Below are 16,290 nucleotides of genomic sequence, written 5' to 3' on the forward strand. Positions count from 1 at the left end.
GTTGGATATGTAAAGTTAACATTTATCAACTAATTAGTTGTTTTATGGTATTTTTTAATTGTTTTTTTAAGTTTTCTGAGAATTTCAAGTCTTCTAGAAGGGATTGGTTTATTTCAAGTTCAATTCCAATATAGTTTTGTTTAAATTTTTTCCGAAGAAAGGTCGTAAAGCCGTCTGCATTACCACGGTATGGGTAATTATAACGAATTTTTAGTTGATCGTTTTCGGACAAAAGTCCCGATTTTAATTTACTTGAAAAATCTTTCTCAGCTTTGATTTTGGGATCATACAGTAGGCCAATATCATTGATTCGAACTTCCTTTTCTAATCGAGGTGTAAAGGAATGAAGTGAAATATGTAAAACTTGATCTCCATTCTTTAAAAGCAATTCAATTTCCTTTTCAATTGCCGTTCGATAAGGTAAATAGTAACTTTTTATCAATTGTTTTTTGGTTTCTGAAGTACAGCTTTTACTGATTTCTGAAAACAGATTAGGGTGATGTAAAGATCGATTACATTCAATAAGTAGTCTACTTATAGTATTGCTTTTTGAAAATACTGCGAGCTTCTGAAGGTATTTGAACAAATCTAAGGTGCCTGGATCATAACCACGATGTGAATTCAACAAACTTTGTTTTCCTTTAAATAAGCTATTATATTGCTCAGGAATTTCATTGCCTCCATGTTCACAACTTAAAATTAGTTGCATCCTATAAATAGTTTGTTTTGTTGCAGACAGTCACCTAACTGCTGATAAACCTTCAAAATAGCCTCAGGACTTTCGTCTCCGTTTGTGGCTTTCATTATTCTGGTAGATAGACTTCCTTGCTTCAAAATGATTTCAAGAGTAGATTGGTATTCCAACGATATATGATGCTTTATTTGATCATATAGTGAACGCCAAATTTGTGCTACCGTTGCTTCGTCTTCAATTTTAAAAAGGCTGAGATACGCTATGTTTTTAATCAATGTAGTCTCTCCGTCCTTTATAACATCGTTCAGGATGGCAAACAAGTCATTTTCATGCCATGACTTTTGATCATTTAAAGAGGTGTATTTGCCATATACAAGATATTTTAATGTTTCGATGATAAGTACTGCAATTGCAATATCTGCCTTTGGACATTCCTGAATATCCACGACCCTAATTTCTATAGCGTTTCTATCGAAACGGGCAATTGCTCCTCTGGAATTAAGGAAATGATGATCCAAAATATTCTCTGTATCGTATGGTTTTATTGCCTTATTGATAGGCTGGAAAATTTGATCAAAGTATTCTTGTTTGCTGAAAACTTGTTCTGGAATAACTTTCCCAGTCATTTCTGGAATCTCTTTCTGGTTTGTTTTATAAACCTCCATTCTAGCATCCTTAAATCCTGTATATTTTCCTTCGAAAATGGGAGAACTAGCACTTAAACCTGGTACTATAGGAAGTAAAACTCGAATGGCAGCATGTAGTTTTTCAAATTCTTCATCATTTGCAAATGGAAGATTTATATGCATGCTTTGCACATTCGACCATCCATGTCCGTTACAATCAAAGATTCGATTGTATAGCGCATATATTTCACTGTAACTATGTTTCCATAATTGCATTTCGGTTTTGGGGTCCATTAAGGGATGTGAAGCGGTAGGTAACAATTTTGCGTTAAATGAAGCTAAAAGAGAGTTCATTTCTACTACATTTTTATGAAATTCATCCGACAGGCCATTTAAATTGGACGTTGGACCATTGGTCTTCATTTCTACAACATGAGCAACAAGCTCATTACTCCATTCAACATCACCGTTGCTTACATCCGAAGTCAATGAGCCATGTTTTGCAGTTAAAAGTTGGTCAACAATAGGAAGTATCTTTAGTTTATCCAAACTCACAACCATATATTCGAGCTCAATACCAAAAACTTCAAAAAGATGATATTTCATATTATTTGTCGTCTAAACGTTTTAGTAATGCTTCGATTATTTTTGTGTACACCAGATCCCCATAAAAAGCGTCTTCAACGCCAGCATCAATATTTGGGTTGTCATTTATTTCAATAACCAATGGTTTCCCATTCACCACTTTAATATCAATTCCGTAGAGACCCAATCCCATAATTTTAGCGGTATTAAGCGCTGTTTCCAGGATTTCTTTCGGAACGTCCTCAATCGCTAAACAATCGGCATTTCCGTCCTGATCATCTTTCTTTTTTGCATCCCAATTATAGATTTGCCAATGACCTTTCGCCATATAATACCGACATGCATAAATTGCTTCGCCGTCTAAAATTCCAATTCGCCAATCATATTCTGAAGGGCAAAATTCTTGAGCAATTATAAGCTCAGATTCCTGAAGCATATTTTTTACAAGAGAGTAGAATTCTTCTTCAGTTTTTGCTTTTTTTACGCCAAAGGAGAAAGTCGAATCCGGCGCTTTCAATACACATGGAAGCTTTATTTTCTCCAATGTTTCCTTTACATTGTCCTGATGAACAATAATCGTTTTTGGTGCCAGAATACCCGCGTTCTCAAGGGCTTCTGCCATAAATACCTTGTTGCAGCATTTTAAAATAGCGTCAGGATAATCTACAATCGCAATATTTTCTTGTTGCGCCTTTCTTGCAAAAGCGTAAGCTTCATTATGCACTTCGGTACTTTGTCTAATGAGAAGAGCGTCGAAAGATGAAAGTCGCGATAATTCTTTTGGGCTTATTACTTCCACGTAGAAATTAAGCTTTTCAGCAATCTCAATAAATTTTTTAATTCCTTTCGGATTACTTGGCGGTGCCGGATCATTTTGTTGGACCAGAATTGCCAGATCGTAAATGGCCTTTGAAGGTTTAGGCGTATCGTATCTTTTCTTAGAAAAATACTGAAGAGCAAAGTCATTAGCACTTTCTTGATGTTCATCCGGAATTTCAGCCAGAGATATCGCCTTGATACTCTGAATCTTCCATCTCTTATTATGGATAAATTTTATACGTAAAAATGGGATCTGAAAGTGTTTGTGAAACATCGCACTAAGGTCTTTATATTTGAGTGCCACGTTCTGACCAAAATAGACGCTTAATACAAATTCTTTCGATTTTATACTTTTGAAGCTTTGCTGAATAAGATCGTCGAACTCTTCAGAAACTATCCGAACCAACTTCGGTGCTTTAAGATCCACAAGGTTTTTGATCGTGGGAATTGGTAAGTGACCTCGAGCTTCTGCCAAAAGTGAAACATAATACCCCTTAGATTGATAGGAATAATTTCGGCAAAGATTAAAAACTCTTGCGCTCTTAATTTTTGCAAAAATAGGATTTGTAAGATACTCTTGAGAAGAGATTACAGGAATATTTTTACCTAAAAAGTCCCAATTTTTAGGATTGTCTACGACAATAAATTTGTTCATTTAATGATTTAAGTATCATATCAAATGTATGCTATTTCTCGATTTCTTAAACAATATTAACAATTTATTAATTGCTAAGAGAACAAGGTGTAAAATTGAGAAAAATGGGCTTGTTAAAACTAATTATTTCAATTTGGCGCAAAAAAAAACATCCGCGAATAGCGGATGTTTTTACTTTTAAAAAAGTTAAAGCGTATTTTATAAAACTTTTACGTTTACTGCGTTCAATCCTTTTTTACCTTCTGTTAGATCAAATTCTACTTCATCACCTTCACGAATTTCATCGATTAATCCAGAGATGTGTACAAAATGTTCTTTGTTTGATCCTTCTTCTGTGATAAAACCAAATCCTTTGGTATCGTTGAAGAATTTTACTGTTCCTTTACTCATTACTAAAATTTAAATAATTATTATAAGATGCGAAGATAATACTATAATGTTATAATTCTTTACTTATTAGGGTTTTATTTTAAAATATTCAATATTCTGACATTATAAAGGAACGATAGTTTTTGTGAAGCAAGTTAAATTTTTGCCGAAAATAAAGACTTTGCTGTTTTTAGAATGTACCTTTGTAAGTAACTATGGGACTATCAAATAATGACGTGTTTAAGAAATTAAGAGTTGCTCACAAATTTCGGGATGAAGACATTGTGAAAATTTGCGAACTAGCAGATTTTAAGGTGTCTAAAAGCGAATTAGGTGCGTTTTTCAGAAACGAAAATCATCCCAAATATATGGAGTGTGGAGATCAGATACTTCGTAATTTTTTGAACGGTTTAGTCATTCATCTTAGAGGTCCCATGCCGGAGAAGAAACCTGGAGCTGGGCAAAATTCTAATGCTCCTAAGAGAAAAGAAAGTTTTAAAAAGGCACCACCTAAAAAGAGCTAGTAAGTTACTTTGTTCTATTTAAAAGATTCTTTTTTACGTCTTTTTGCCATTCATTTTTAAGTATACTCAATACTATACTGTCTCTTCTTCCAGTGAGAGCGGCGCAATTTTGCCTTAAAATACCCTCAACTTTACATCCTATGCTTTTCATGGCTGCGATACTACGTTCATTGGAAGCATCGGCACGGAATTCAACTCTTTCCACACCTAATTCATCAAACGCAAACTGAAGCATTAGTAACTTGCAATTTTTGTTAAGACCGGTTCCCTGAAATTTTTTACCATACCACGTATATCCTAATTGAACAGAATTATGTTGAAGTTGGTAATCATAAAATCGTGTGCTTCCGGCATATTCCTTCGTGCGTTTATCGAAAACTATAAACGGGTAAGAGTCATGCTCTTTTCGTTTTTGAAGCGCCAGGTTAAGATAGGATTTTAAGTTTTTCAATCCGTTAGCGGGCACTAACGAATAGTTCCAAAGCTCCGGTTCTGCTAATGAAAATTCACTTAAGTGTTTTAAATCATCCTCTATTAAAGGTCTTAGGATGACCATTTCATTTTCAAGAATGTATTCTTTGGAAAAATCCAGCTTCATAAGATTTTAGTTATTAGATATCGCTAGGTTAATGCAAAACTAAAGGTATAAAAAAACCGCCTTTGAAGGCGGAGTTTTTTATAGTTCTATAGAAATCTGATTTCTTGCAATATCCTCGAAATTTTCTCTTTTTCTAATAAGATGTGCTTTGTTTTTATACCAAAGAACTTCGGCAGGGCGGTAGCGGGAATTATAATTGCTCGCCATCGAAAAACAATAAGCTCCGGCATTGCTAAATGAAAGAATATCCCCTTCACTAATTTCAGCAATTCTTCTGTTATTTGCAAAGGTATCGGTCTCACAGATATAGCCTACCACACTGTAGAAACGTTCTCTGCCCTTCGGCTGTGAAATATTTTCAATTTCATGCTGTGAGCCATAAAGCATCGGACGAATAAGGTGATTAAAACCGCTGTCAACCTGAGCAAAAACCGTAGAAGTAGTTTGTTTAACCACATTCACTTTTACTAGAAACTTTCCAGATTCACTAACCAAGAATTTCCCCGGTTCGAAGGCCAAGGTAAGTTCCTTGCCATATTCTTTACAAAAAGAGTTGAATCGCGTGCTTAGTTTTTCCCCTAGTTCCTCAATGTTAGTTTCAATGTCTCCCTCTTTATAAGGCACCTTAAAGCCACTTCCGAAGTCAATAAACTCAAGGTTGTGGAAATTCTTAGCTGCTTCAAAAAGAATTTCGGAAGCATATAGAAATACATCAATGTCGAGAATATCACTACCAGTATGCATGTGAATACCGTTAATATTCATCTTGGTGTTTTCAACAATTCGTTTAAGATGTGGCATCTGGTGAATTGAAATTCCGAATTTACTATCGATATGACCCACCGATATATTGGTGTTACCTCCAGCCATTACGTGTGGATTGATACGAATACAAACAGGGACTTTGGGATGTTTCGTTCCAAACTGCTCCAAAATTGAAAGGTTGTCGATATTAATCTGAACTCCCAATCCAGCGGCTTTTTCAATTTCTTCCATCGAAACACCATTTGGCGTGTAAATAATTTTATCAGGAGAAACTCCGGCTTCCATTGCAAGACGCACTTCCTGGATGGATACAGTGTCCATACCACTACCCATGGCGCTTAGAAGCTTTAAGACTGAAATATTAGAAAGTGCTTTTACGGCATAGTTGATTTTTAGCTGTTTAACCTTCTTGAATGCCTTGTTTAGGCGTTTGTATTGTGCTTCAATTATTGCGGCATCATAAACATACACGGGGCTATCAAATTCGTCAACTACAGTTAAAAGGTCTTTTCTATTCATTGGTGTTTCAGTTAATTTTAAAGGGGGCTAAATTAATGTGTCTTAAAGGATTAAACACTAAATAAATTATAAAATAATATTAATTTTTTCTTCTGAAATTTTTTCCGAAGAACCTACAAAAAAAGATTAGTGCAATCGTTCAACATTTGCTATTTTTGCAGTTCTTAAATCGAATAACATTCCATTATGAATTTACACGAATATCAAGGAAAACAAATATTAAACAGTTTTGGTGTTGAAATACAACGTGGACTTGTAGCCTCTACTCCGGCTGAAGCAGTTGAAGCAGCTAAAAAACTAACGGAAGAAACAGGAACAGGATGGCACGTAATCAAAGCACAGGTTCACGCAGGTGGCCGTGGTAAAGGTGGTGGTGTAAAACTGGCGAAGAATATTCAAGAAGTTGAAAGGATCGCGGGTGAAATTATAGGAATGACTCTAATTACGCCTCAAACAAGTGCAGAAGGTAAAAAAGTACATCAGATACTAGTAGCCGAGGATGTGTATTATCCAGGTGATAATGAGCCGGAAGAATATTATATGAGTGTGTTGCTTAATAGAGCAACTGGTAGAAATATGATCATGTATTCTACTGAAGGTGGGATGGATATCGAACAGGTAGCAGAAGAAACTCCGCATCTGATCTTTCATGAAGAAATTGACCCTGCAGTTGGACTGTTAGGTTTTCAAGCTAGAAAAATTGCTTTTAATCTTGGTCTAAGTGGTAAAGCATTTAAGGAAATGACAAAATTTGTTAGTGCCTTGTACAAAGCATACGCGAACAGTGATTCTTCATTGTTCGAGATAAATCCGGTATTAAAAACTAGTGATGATCGTATTATCGCAGTTGATGCCAAAGTAAGTATCGATGATAATGCGTTGTTCCGTCATAAAGATTATTTGGCGATGCGTGACCTTCGTGAAGAAAACGCGATTGAAGTCGAAGCAGGTGAAGCAGGATTGAATTATGTGGATCTTGATGGTAATGTTGGATGTATGGTAAACGGTGCAGGATTGGCAATGGCTACCATGGATTTAATAAAGCAAGCGGGTGGAGAACCGGCAAACTTCCTTGATGTAGGTGGTACGGCAGACGCCGAGCGTGTTGAAATTGCATTTAAACTTATACTAAAAGACCCTAATGTAAAGGCAATTTTAGTGAATATTTTTGGTGGAATTGTACGTTGCGACCGAGTAGCACAAGGAATTGTAGATGCATATAAAAATATGGGGACTATCAATGTGCCTATTATAGTAAGACTACAAGGTACTAACGCAGATATCGCTAAAGAACTAATTGATAACAGTGGACTTGATGTGCAGAGCGCAATTGAGTTTCAGGAAGCTGCAGACAAAGTACAGAAAGTACTTGCCTAATAAGTTTTCTGGCTTTTGACATTATAAAAGTGAAGCCCCGAATTTTTTTTTCGGGGCTTTCTGTTTTTTGACTGGTTGCGTTAAGAAAGTGTTAAAATTTGATTTTAGAGTAACGTTCGTTGATGATATACAGTCTATTAAGTATATCAATCATTTAAATCGAACAATCATGAAAAAATTCAGTGTAATTTTAGTAGCCTTTGTGCTACTATTGGGAACCTCTTTATCAGCAACAACCTTAGATAAAGAAAAAGTAAAAAAGACTACAGCTCAAGAAATGGGGACGCTTCTAAAAAATCCCCATCTCACGCTTATAGAAGATCAAAATGTAAACGTGACCTTTATTGTGAATAAAGATCGTGAGATCGTTGTGTTGTCTGTAGGTACAGATAATGAGAGTATAGAAAGTTTCATTAAGAATCGTTTGAACTACGAAAAGCTAGACAACAAATTAACCGTTGGAAAAAAATATATTCAACCAGTTAAGATCTTGAAAAATAGTTAAGTACCTAAATTTTGTCTCAAATCCCGGCCTAATCAACCGGGATTTTCTTTGTCAAATTTTTAGGGCCAATTAGTATCGAAGTTTAATTTTTTATGCAGCGAACGAGGGTGTTCATTTTTAAAACTCAAAGATTTGACTTAGTATTGTTATATGGAAAGAGACACACATCTAGCTATGATTAGTGACTATATTGTCTTGGCGTTTGCCGATGATAAAGTCACTCAATCCGAGTTTGAATTCATTCTAAGATTAGCTGAGCGAATGAATGTTTCAGAAAAAGATGTTGTTGAGCTTTTCGAGAATCCTAAACCATCGAAACCTTTGTTTTCTGAATTGGAACGTATAACTCATTTTTACAAACTTGTCTTGCTAATGAATATAGACATGGAAGCCCACGAAAAGGAAATTATTGCGGTGAGAAATTTCGGACTTAAAATGGGAATTCGCCCTGGAGTGATAGATCAGGTTTTATTAAAAATGGATCAATTTAATGATAAAATTATCCCAAGTGAAGAGTTGATAAAGATTTTTCAAACCTATTACAACTAAAATTCACCGACTAGATTTTTTAAAATTGTTTTATCCTTTTCTGTAGTATAGGTGTTAAGAGCTTCTTTTACTAAGATTTCTACTTCTTCCTTTACGGCCACTTTGTACTGATCATTAAGCGCTGGTTGTATATACAGATGTTTTAGCATCCAAATCAGTTTTTGTACAATTATGGGGTCATGTTTACAGTAAGTGCGTATAGACGCCATCACATTATATAAAAGTTCACTAAATTTAATTGTCGCAATTTTCACATAAACAGTTTCATTTTGCATATAATATTCATCATCTCTTTTTTTCATTCGCAACGCGAAGATCTCTGTTAAATAATCAATAGCATTAATCGCGGTTCCCGGATCGTTCACTCCCGGAGACATTGCTTTTAGTATAATTTCAGTCATTTGTTTAAAGGCCAATATATAATTATCACTTATTAGTTCTCCTCTTGAAAAACTGATGCTGGAGTGTATCTCGGACAAGATTTCTTCATCCAATTCTTTTTCAGACTTTATTAATGAAACATTTTTCAATAAGTAGGAACCTCGGGGTTTCGTAATGTAAATTTTCGTTGAATTCTTTTCGCAAATTTCAGCAATTGCAGAGAGAGAGATATTCTGAAAGTACCCGTTATTCTTAGAGAAGTAAGTATTCCAATTGGAAGTATCAGGAAAATCATCTTTGATGTCGCATTCCTTTTCGATTTCAATAATGTGCTGAAGGCGATCTACAGATTCTTCATAAATTCGATCCAATATCGTATTAATTTGAATACTCTGGGACATATTGTGGATAAAATATATGAAGGCAATTAAACATATAATAGTGAAAATAATCGCAAGCAACACCGAAGTTCCGGGTAAGGAATATTTTTCACCGCCGGGTTCTATGGAAAAAAGAGTAAAGATGTTGTAAATGATTGTTCCTAAGTATATTCCTAGAATTACCTGATGTCTTTTATCTGAAATCAATCCAGGTAATAGGCGGGGAGAGAAATTACTAGAGGCCTGGCTCAATAACAGCATCACCATAGAGAAACTAAATACCATTAGTGAAATTAACCCACCCAAACAAGCACTTATAATTGTGAGTGCTGTATCTCCATTTTCAACAAGCAATTGTGGTACTCTATTCAGAAGTTCATTCGATAATCCCTTACTTTCGAGATATATCATTAAAAAAGCAAAATTAAATCCGCCAATCGCAAATAAAGCAGGGAAAAAAATTATGTTGCTTTTTATGAGGTTGTAAAAAGTGAGAAACTTAAAGTATATGTACTTCATAAGCTAAATTGAATCATATTTTCTTTTAAAGGTATGAATATTTTAAATGAAATTATTTTTGGAAACAATTAATAAAAGAAGATTTTACCAAATTTATGATCACTTTATAAACAGGTAAAATTTTAATAAACAGGTAGTTTTAAAATTAATTAGAGCGCGCAAATAGAATTAATGAAATTCAGCATTTGTATTTTCGTTAAAAAGCTTAACATTAAAGGTGAAATACCGAATTTATGTGTTAATTTTAATGTAACACACACGAACAAATCGGTAAAGTTTTCCGAATTTTGCTTTATAAAATATTACAAGTTTAATCTGCTTGAAGAGATATATCAATTCCCTGCATTAAGTTCTTCAGATTTATTGATTTATGCTATTTGAGTACAATCCCCAATAGCAGAGAAATATATTGAAGAGAATGGTTGAGAAATTTCATAATTGGAATTTAATTTGGTTAGTTAGTTGAAAATGGTCACGTGTTACTCAATCGGCACGTGATCTATTTTTTTATAAGGTTTTCCCAAAATAATCTTCTAGGGTCTGCGTCGGCGACCAGTAAATTTTAAATCCTTAACTGCCGCAGGAGCATTGTCTGAAGAAACCACCGAAGATCTTAATCCTTCCAGTTCCTTTATTGTTAAATCCCGCCATTTACCTACAGGAAGATCACCTAAAGAAACATTCATTATTCGAATTCTTTTGAGACTCACAACCTCGTATTCTAAATATTCACACATACGACGTATCTGCCGATTAAGACCTTGTACAAGTATAATTTTAAACACGAAACGACTTAATCGTTCTACTTCACATTTTTTAGTAGTGACTTCCAGTTCATTAAGAGGTACGCCATTACTCATCTTATAAATAAAATCATCAGTTATGGGACGATCTACTCTTACGATGTATTCTTTTTCATGTTTGTTTCCGGCGCGTAAAATCTTATTCACAATATCACCATCATTTGTCATTATCAAAAGCCCTTCACTGGGTTTATCTAATCGGCCCACATGGAAAATCCTTTCTTTATGACCAATGAAATCAACAACATTTCCATCGACCCTTTTATCGGTTGTGCAGGTGATTCCAACAGGTTTATTTAATGCAATATAAACCAGATTATTATTTTCGGTAATCAGTTTACCATCAACATGAATCTCATCTCCTGGCATCACACGATCTCCTAGTGTCTGAGGCACCCCATTCACGGTTACTTTGCCTTTTTCAATAAGAACGTCAGCCTGTCTACGCGAACAGTAACCACTGTCGCTAATTGCTTTATTTAATCGGGTAGAATCAGGATGATTTGTCATAGGCGACAAAGATACTATATGTTCTCCAACTTTAAAAAAGGTTAAACTTCCTTTAAAGTGCACACTATGGCTTACACAAATTTGTATTTTTAAGCTTAAAATTTTTTACATGGCGATATTAGGTACTATCATAAAAGCAGCTATTGATCTGCGCGACTCTTTAGTTTCAGAAACTTCCCCGGTGGAGGCACAAAAAGAAGTTCTTAAGGATTTATTGACTAAGGCTAAAGAGACTTCCTTCGGAAAGTATTACGGATTCAAAAAGATATTAGAAGCTGAAGATATGACAAAGGCTTTCTCCGATGCAATCCCTTATCACGATTATGATCTTATGAAGTCCGAATGGTGGGATAGAGTGATCGATGGTCATGAAGATATTACATGGCCGGGAAAACCCGCTTACTTCGCATTGAGTAGTGGAACTACTGGAAAAACAAGTAAACGAATTCCTGTAACCGAGGCTATGATCGATGCTATTCGGGCAGCTGGCATTAAGCAAGTTGGAGCCTTGACAAATTTTGATCTGCCAGCCGATTTTTTTGAAAAAGAGATCATGATGCTGGGAAGTTCAACAGACCTCACCGAACGAGGGGAATTTCTCGAAGGTGAGATAAGTGGAATATCTGCTAGCAATATTCCTTTCTGGTTCTCTGGTTATTACAAGCCCGGTACCGATGTTGCGAAGATAGATGATTGGGATGAACGTGTACAAACAATCGCAGAACGCGCTAAGAACTGGGATATTGGAGCTTTAAGTGGTATTCCCTCCTGGATGGAACTTATGATGAAAAAAGTAATTGCGCATCATAATTTAAAAACAATTCACGACATCTGGCCAAACTTACAAGTGTTTACCAGTGGTGGTGTTGCCTTCCAACCCTATGAAAAAAGTTTTAATCTGCTACTTTCAAAACCCATAACCGTAATTGATACCTATTTGGCTTCGGAAGGATTTATAGCCTTTCAATCGAGACCAGAAACTACAGCTATGAAGTTGGTTACCGATAATGGTATATATTTCGAATTCGTTCCTTTTAAACCTGAGTACATTAAAGAAGATGGTTCTTTAGATCAGGAAGCTCCGGTATTAACACTTTCCGAAGTAAAAAAAGATACAGATTATGTGCTTATTATTAGTACAGTTTCGGGAACCTGGCGTTACCTAATTGGAGATACTGTCGCATTTACCGATGTAGACAGAGCCGAAATCGTTATTACGGGTCGGACGAAATTTTTCTTAAATGTAGTTGGATCGCAGTTGTCTGTTAATAAAATGGACGTTGCGCTTAGAGAGTTAGAGCAGCAATTTGATATAGAAATTCCCGAATTTACAGTTGCCGCTGTGGAAATAGATAATGAGTTTTATCATAGTTGGTACTTAGGTACTGATGCAACTATTGAACCTAAAAAGCTTTCCGAAGCACTAGATAAAGCGCTACAAGAGGCAAATAAGAATTACAAAGTTGCTAGAAATAAAGCCTTAAAGGGAGTGATTGTTCATACGGTTGCAGCCGATGTTTTTTATGAATGGAATGCACGTAACAAAAAGAAAGGCGGACAGGTTAAAATGGCGCGAGTAATGAAAGAGGATAAATTTACCGAGTGGGAAGCCTTTGTGAAATCACTTTAATCCCCGGTAGATCCTTCATTAATTAAATGCATCACTTCTTCAGGCGACATATATAATCTTCTTAAACGTTCTTTGTATTTTTCTGAAATATGAGCGTGGTCTAAAATGAAATTCTTGGTTTGAAGTATATAATCTCCCATTCCATGAGCAATAGCGTATGTATCCGCAGCACGTTCTACTTCCTGAATATGGCTTCCGGAGTATAAATATTTAATGCCGAAAATTAGCATCCCTACGTTGGAACGGTCTCTATAGTCCATAACGTGACCCAGCTCGTGACCAAGCCACCCTATAAGTACATCGCCGGGAATATCTTCTATGGTAAAACTTTCACCATCTATCTGTATCTGCTGACTAATTAAAATGATATAACTTCTGTTCTTTCTTCCCTTAAAAAAACTAGTCCATGTTGGTTGAGCTTGCATGGTAGACTTTTTAATGTTTTCCTTAAATTTAAAAGAGATTTCAGCATCTTTTAATTCTGGATAAAAAGAAAGTGCGGTAATAGCTTCCTTGTAAATGTTTTCGGGAATGGATTTATTATTTAAGGAAATATCTTCTTGTGCAATCATACAAAATGGAAAGTACAAAATAGCAATAAGAAGCTGTGTTAAGGTCATTGTAAAGTTTGTTTTAATACCAAATTCAGGCTTCATAACGGTCTCACTTAAGGCTTATTGCTTAACTTCTTCCAACTGCTTTTGATAAATATGTATCTTATCACGTAATTTCGCAGCCATTAGGAAGTCAAGATCTTTTGCCGATTTTTCCATCGCCTTTCTTGTATCACGTATTTTCTTTTCAATTTGAGCCTTGGTTAAGTACTCTGCTTCATTTTCAGCTGCTAAGCTCTCCGCATTTTCAAACATATATGCTTCTTGCTTGGATTTTGTGAGTGCATTTTCAAAGGACTTCTTTATCGCTGTAGGGGTTATATTATTAGCCTCATTGTATTCCATTTGCTTCGATCGACGATAATCTGTTTTGTCCATCGTAATTTGCATACTTCTCGTAATCTTGTCCGCATACATAATCGCTTTTCCGTTTAGATTTCTCGCTGCCCTTCCTACTGTTTGCGTCAGTGATCTTTCACTTCTAAGAAAACCTTCTTTATCAGCATCGAGAATCGCGACCAGTGAAACTTCAGGAAGATCAAGACCTTCTCTTAATAAGTTTACTCCTACAAGTACATCGAAAAGCCCTAATCGTAGATCCTGCATAATTTCAACACGCTCCAGAGTATCCACATCACTGTGAATATAGCGACATCGCACTTGTACTCGTTCCAGATATTTAGTAAGTTCCTCTGCCATTCTTTTGGTTAAAGTAGTTACCAAAATACGTTCGTCTTTTTCAATTCTAAGATGTATTTCTTCTAAGAGGTCGTCTATCTGATTCAAACTTGGACGCACTTCGATGGGAGGATCCAAAAGGCCGGTAGGACGGATAACTTGCTCCACAAAAACGCCGTCACTTTTAGCAAGTTCATAATCGGCAGGAGTTGCACTAACATAGATCACCTGATTCTGAAGCGCCTCGAATTCTTCAAATTTTAAAGGTCGGTTGTCCATGGCAGCTGGTAATCGGAAGCCATACTCTACAAGATTTTCTTTTCGTGAACGGTCACCGCCGTACATCGCACTAACCTGCGGAATCGATACATGACTTTCATCCACGATCATTAAATAATCATCTGGAAAGAAGTCTAATAAACAGAATGGACGAGTGCCAGGTAATCTTTGATCCAGATATCTTGAATAGTTTTCGATGCCACTACAATATCCCAGCTCCCGAATCATTTCCAAATCAAAATTCGTGCGTTCATCAAGTCGCTTTGCTTCCAAATGCTTTCCAATGTCTTTGAAATATTCCAATTGTTTTACCAAATCATCCTGAATTTCCCGAATCGCACCTTGTAGCACGTCAGGAGAGGTAACAAACATATTCGCCGGATAGATATTAAGTCGGTCGTATTTCTCAATGACTTCGTTGTTCTGTGGATCAAAGGCTTCGATTTCTTCAATTTCATCTCCAAAAAAGTGTATTCTAAAGGCGTGATCTGCATATCCCGGAAATACATCGACGGTATCTCCTTTTATTCTGAAACGACCGTGACTAAACTCAGCTTCAGTTCTCGAATACAAACTTTGCACTAAGCGATGCAATAATTTTGTTCTTGAAAGTGTCTGTCCGGATCTTAAATCAATCACATTTTTTTGAAACTCCGCTGGATTCCCAATACCGTATAAACAGGAAACAGAAGAAACAACAATCACATCTCGTCTTCCGGATAGTAGGGAAGAGGTTGTACTCAATCGCATCACTTCAATCTCTTCATTAATAGAGAGATCTTTTTCTATATACGTTCCACTGGAAGGAATAAAGGCTTCCGGCTGATAATAATCGTAATAGGAAACAAAATATTCAACGGCATTTTCGGGGAATAAATTCTTGAATTCAGTGTATAATTGAGCTGCCAGAGTTTTGTTGTGAGCAAGCACCAAGGTAGGTTTTTGAACACTTTCTATTACATTGGCAACTGTAAATGTCTTTCCACTTCCGGTGACTCCAAGTAGCGTTTGGTATTTCTCTTCGGAATTAATTCCGTTTACCAGAGATTTTATGGCTTCCGGTTGATCGCCTGTAGGTGTAAAATCTGACTTTAATTTGAATTTCATTTCTTTCCGAAGCTAAAATCAAAAATACTTAAAAATCATGAAATAAGGTAGTCGAAATGAAGTAGGTATTCCTTCAGAATCAATTAATTCTATAGAAGAACTTGACTCCCAAAGTAGTGCTAACACCAAATCTTGAACCCTCTGTTCTACGTTCTGAAAACCAATCATGATCATCATAATCATTTTGAACACTAGGATTAACAACATCCTTATATGTAATATTCTTTAATCTTGGTCCAATTCCAATGTAGACATTCATACCAACCTTTTCACCAAAGGGAAACATCGCTCCGTATTTAAGATTAAAGCCAATTTTTTCTCTTATAAAATGTGCTTCATCAAAAAAAACTTGCTCGTCTCTTGCATCCAGGTGGTAATGAGTATTATAAAAATCCTCTTCATGATATATATAATAGAGCTCTCCAGATATATAATGATTTAAACGTTTGCTAGGGTTGAATATATGATAGATTTCAGACCGAATTTCGAAAAGACTGTAATTGTCCATTCTAGAGTTGCTGTTTGACGTATTAAATATAATATTTTCTTGTCCGTAACCCAGATCAACTCCAATTCGCCAATTTTTGTTAATGGACTGAATATAACCAAGACGGTATCTTGGTGCAAATGGGCTAACAATTGTCGTTAAATCGAAAGTTAGATATGCACTATTTTCATTCGGAAATGATTTGGATTTTTCTTCGGTTTGCGCATTTAGACAATAGGAGAGCAACAAAAGTAATAGGGGTAGAACTTTTTTCATTTAATTTTAGATTTTCTTAGCGAAACAAATCTAGCTAAAAA

Annotated in this window: 16 protein-coding genes; 5 read left to right on the plus strand and 11 right to left on the minus strand. The window is 35.6% G+C overall.

The genetic code is table 11. The features are described from left to right. Positions 1–25: 25 nt before the first annotated feature. From BXY75_RS09330 to BXY75_RS09345, 4 genes are all read right to left on the minus strand, one after another. Complete coding sequence (locus BXY75_RS09330) at positions 26–709, minus strand: N-formylglutamate amidohydrolase (protein ID WP_121907485.1); 684 nt, start codon at positions 707–709, stop codon at positions 26–28. Continuing rightward, the gene (locus BXY75_RS09335) at positions 700–1,926 is read right to left on the minus strand and encodes a carboxylate-amine ligase (RefSeq protein WP_121907486.1); all 1,227 of its coding nucleotides are present in this window, start codon (positions 1,924–1,926) and stop codon (positions 700–702) included. Before BXY75_RS09335 ends, BXY75_RS09330 begins: the two co-directional genes overlap by 10 nt. Position 1,927: 1 nt before the next feature. After that, positions 1,928–3,379: a RimK family protein gene (locus tag BXY75_RS09340; protein ID WP_121907487.1), complete on the minus strand. Its 1,452-nt coding sequence runs from the start codon at positions 3,377–3,379 to the stop codon at positions 1,928–1,930. A 198-nt stretch (positions 3,380–3,577) separates the two neighbouring features. Further along, positions 3,578–3,769 (minus strand): cold-shock protein, encoded by a 192-nt coding sequence (locus tag BXY75_RS09345; RefSeq protein WP_121907488.1) that lies wholly within the window; start codon positions 3,767–3,769, stop codon positions 3,578–3,580. Between the two features lie 194 nt (positions 3,770–3,963). Between BXY75_RS09345 and BXY75_RS09350 the strand changes: the two genes are divergently transcribed. After that, positions 3,964–4,272 (plus strand): DUF1456 family protein, encoded by a 309-nt coding sequence (locus BXY75_RS09350; protein ID WP_121907489.1) that lies wholly within the window; start codon positions 3,964–3,966, stop codon positions 4,270–4,272. A 4-nt stretch (positions 4,273–4,276) separates the two neighbouring features. Here the strand turns inward: BXY75_RS09350 and BXY75_RS09355 are convergent, their stop codons facing one another. Beyond that, on the minus strand, positions 4,277–4,870 hold the full coding sequence (locus BXY75_RS09355; RefSeq protein WP_121907490.1) for a GNAT family N-acetyltransferase: 594 nt from the start codon (positions 4,868–4,870) through the stop codon (positions 4,277–4,279). Between the two features lie 78 nt (positions 4,871–4,948). Continuing rightward, positions 4,949–6,154, minus strand: a complete 1,206-nt coding sequence (lysA, locus tag BXY75_RS09360) for a diaminopimelate decarboxylase (RefSeq protein ID WP_121907491.1) — start codon at positions 6,152–6,154, stop codon at positions 4,949–4,951. Positions 6,155–6,340: 186 nt separating this feature from the next. On the opposite strand from lysA, the gene sucC reads away from it, so the two are divergent. From sucC to BXY75_RS09375, 3 genes are all read left to right on the plus strand, one after another. After that, a complete protein-coding gene (sucC, locus tag BXY75_RS09365) occupies positions 6,341–7,531 on the plus strand; it encodes an ADP-forming succinate--CoA ligase subunit beta (RefSeq protein WP_121907492.1) in 1,191 nt (396 codons plus the stop codon). A gap of 169 nt (positions 7,532–7,700) precedes the next feature. Continuing rightward, the gene (locus tag BXY75_RS09370) at positions 7,701–8,036 is read left to right on the plus strand and encodes a hypothetical protein (protein ID WP_121907493.1); all 336 of its coding nucleotides are present in this window, start codon (positions 7,701–7,703) and stop codon (positions 8,034–8,036) included. A 150-nt stretch (positions 8,037–8,186) separates the two neighbouring features. Then, positions 8,187–8,585: a TerB family tellurite resistance protein gene (locus tag BXY75_RS09375; protein ID WP_121907494.1), complete on the plus strand. Its 399-nt coding sequence runs from the start codon at positions 8,187–8,189 to the stop codon at positions 8,583–8,585. Here the strand turns inward: BXY75_RS09375 and BXY75_RS09380 are convergent. Both BXY75_RS09380 and rluF read right to left on the minus strand, forming a co-directional pair. Then, positions 8,582–9,865: a DUF2254 domain-containing protein gene (locus BXY75_RS09380; RefSeq protein ID WP_121907495.1), complete on the minus strand. Its 1,284-nt coding sequence runs from the start codon at positions 9,863–9,865 to the stop codon at positions 8,582–8,584. The genes BXY75_RS09375 and BXY75_RS09380 overlap by 4 nt on opposite strands. A gap of 533 nt (positions 9,866–10,398) precedes the next feature. Then, positions 10,399–11,178: a 23S rRNA pseudouridine(2604) synthase RluF gene (gene rluF, locus BXY75_RS09390; protein WP_121907497.1), complete on the minus strand. Its 780-nt coding sequence runs from the start codon at positions 11,176–11,178 to the stop codon at positions 10,399–10,401. Positions 11,179–11,287: 109 nt separating this feature from the next. Between rluF and BXY75_RS09395 the strand changes: the two genes are divergently transcribed. Then, positions 11,288–12,808: a GH3 family domain-containing protein gene (locus BXY75_RS09395; protein WP_121907498.1), complete on the plus strand. Its 1,521-nt coding sequence runs from the start codon at positions 11,288–11,290 to the stop codon at positions 12,806–12,808. Here BXY75_RS09395 and BXY75_RS09400 read toward each other — a convergent pair. The 3 genes from BXY75_RS09400 to BXY75_RS09410 all read right to left on the minus strand — a co-directional run bounded on the left by BXY75_RS09400 (position 12,805) and on the right by BXY75_RS09410 (position 16,249). Continuing rightward, positions 12,805–13,464 carry a hypothetical protein gene (locus BXY75_RS09400; RefSeq protein ID WP_317125245.1) on the minus strand — a complete coding sequence of 220 codons (660 nt, stop codon included), beginning with the start codon at positions 13,462–13,464 and terminating at the stop codon, positions 12,805–12,807. The two genes, BXY75_RS09395 and BXY75_RS09400, sit on opposite strands and share 4 nt — an antisense overlap. An 18-nt stretch (positions 13,465–13,482) precedes the next feature. After that, the gene (uvrB, locus tag BXY75_RS09405; RefSeq protein ID WP_121907499.1) at positions 13,483–15,486 is read right to left on the minus strand and encodes an excinuclease ABC subunit UvrB; all 2,004 of its coding nucleotides are present in this window, start codon (positions 15,484–15,486) and stop codon (positions 13,483–13,485) included. Between the two features lie 79 nt (positions 15,487–15,565). Next, positions 15,566–16,249: a hypothetical protein gene (locus tag BXY75_RS09410; protein ID WP_121907500.1), complete on the minus strand. Its 684-nt coding sequence runs from the start codon at positions 16,247–16,249 to the stop codon at positions 15,566–15,568. Between the last annotated feature and the right edge of the window lie 41 nt (positions 16,250–16,290).

The organism is Ulvibacter antarcticus, assembly GCF_003688405.1.
Classification (GTDB): Bacteria; Bacteroidota; Bacteroidia; order Flavobacteriales; family Flavobacteriaceae; genus Ulvibacter; species Ulvibacter antarcticus.

Excerpts from the sequence above, each read along its gene's own strand:
- lysA (WP_121907491.1), bottom strand. The coding sequence starts at position 6,154 with ATGAATAGAAAAGACCTTTTAACTGTAGTTGACGAATTTGATAGCCCC.
- BXY75_RS09335 (WP_121907486.1), bottom strand. The coding sequence starts at position 1,926 with ATGAAATATCATCTTTTTGAAGTTTTTGGTATTGAGCTCGAATATATG.
- BXY75_RS09380 (WP_121907495.1), bottom strand. The coding sequence starts at position 9,865 with ATGAAGTACATATACTTTAAGTTTCTCACTTTTTACAACCTCATAAAA.
- BXY75_RS09345 (WP_121907488.1), bottom strand. The coding sequence starts at position 3,769 with ATGAGTAAAGGAACAGTAAAATTCTTCAACGATACCAAAGGATTTGGT.
- BXY75_RS09410 (WP_121907500.1), bottom strand. The coding sequence starts at position 16,249 with ATGAAAAAAGTTCTACCCCTATTACTTTTGTTGCTCTCCTATTGTCTA.
- BXY75_RS09400 (WP_317125245.1), bottom strand. The coding sequence starts at position 13,464 with ATGAAGCCTGAATTTGGTATTAAAACAAACTTTACAATGACCTTAACA.
- BXY75_RS09395 (WP_121907498.1), top strand. The coding sequence starts at position 11,288 with ATGGCGATATTAGGTACTATCATAAAAGCAGCTATTGATCTGCGCGAC.
- BXY75_RS09340 (WP_121907487.1), bottom strand. The coding sequence starts at position 3,379 with ATGAACAAATTTATTGTCGTAGACAATCCTAAAAATTGGGACTTTTTA.
- rluF (WP_121907497.1), bottom strand. The coding sequence starts at position 11,178 with ATGACAAATCATCCTGATTCTACCCGATTAAATAAAGCAATTAGCGAC.
- sucC (WP_121907492.1), top strand. The coding sequence starts at position 6,341 with ATGAATTTACACGAATATCAAGGAAAACAAATATTAAACAGTTTTGGT.
- BXY75_RS09355 (WP_121907490.1), bottom strand. The coding sequence starts at position 4,870 with ATGAAGCTGGATTTTTCCAAAGAATACATTCTTGAAAATGAAATGGTC.
- BXY75_RS09370 (WP_121907493.1), top strand. The coding sequence starts at position 7,701 with ATGAAAAAATTCAGTGTAATTTTAGTAGCCTTTGTGCTACTATTGGGA.
- uvrB (WP_121907499.1), bottom strand. The coding sequence starts at position 15,486 with ATGAAATTCAAATTAAAGTCAGATTTTACACCTACAGGCGATCAACCG.
- BXY75_RS09350 (WP_121907489.1), top strand. The coding sequence starts at position 3,964 with ATGGGACTATCAAATAATGACGTGTTTAAGAAATTAAGAGTTGCTCAC.
- BXY75_RS09330 (WP_121907485.1), bottom strand. The coding sequence starts at position 709 with ATGCAACTAATTTTAAGTTGTGAACATGGAGGCAATGAAATTCCTGAG.
- BXY75_RS09375 (WP_121907494.1), top strand. The coding sequence starts at position 8,187 with ATGGAAAGAGACACACATCTAGCTATGATTAGTGACTATATTGTCTTG.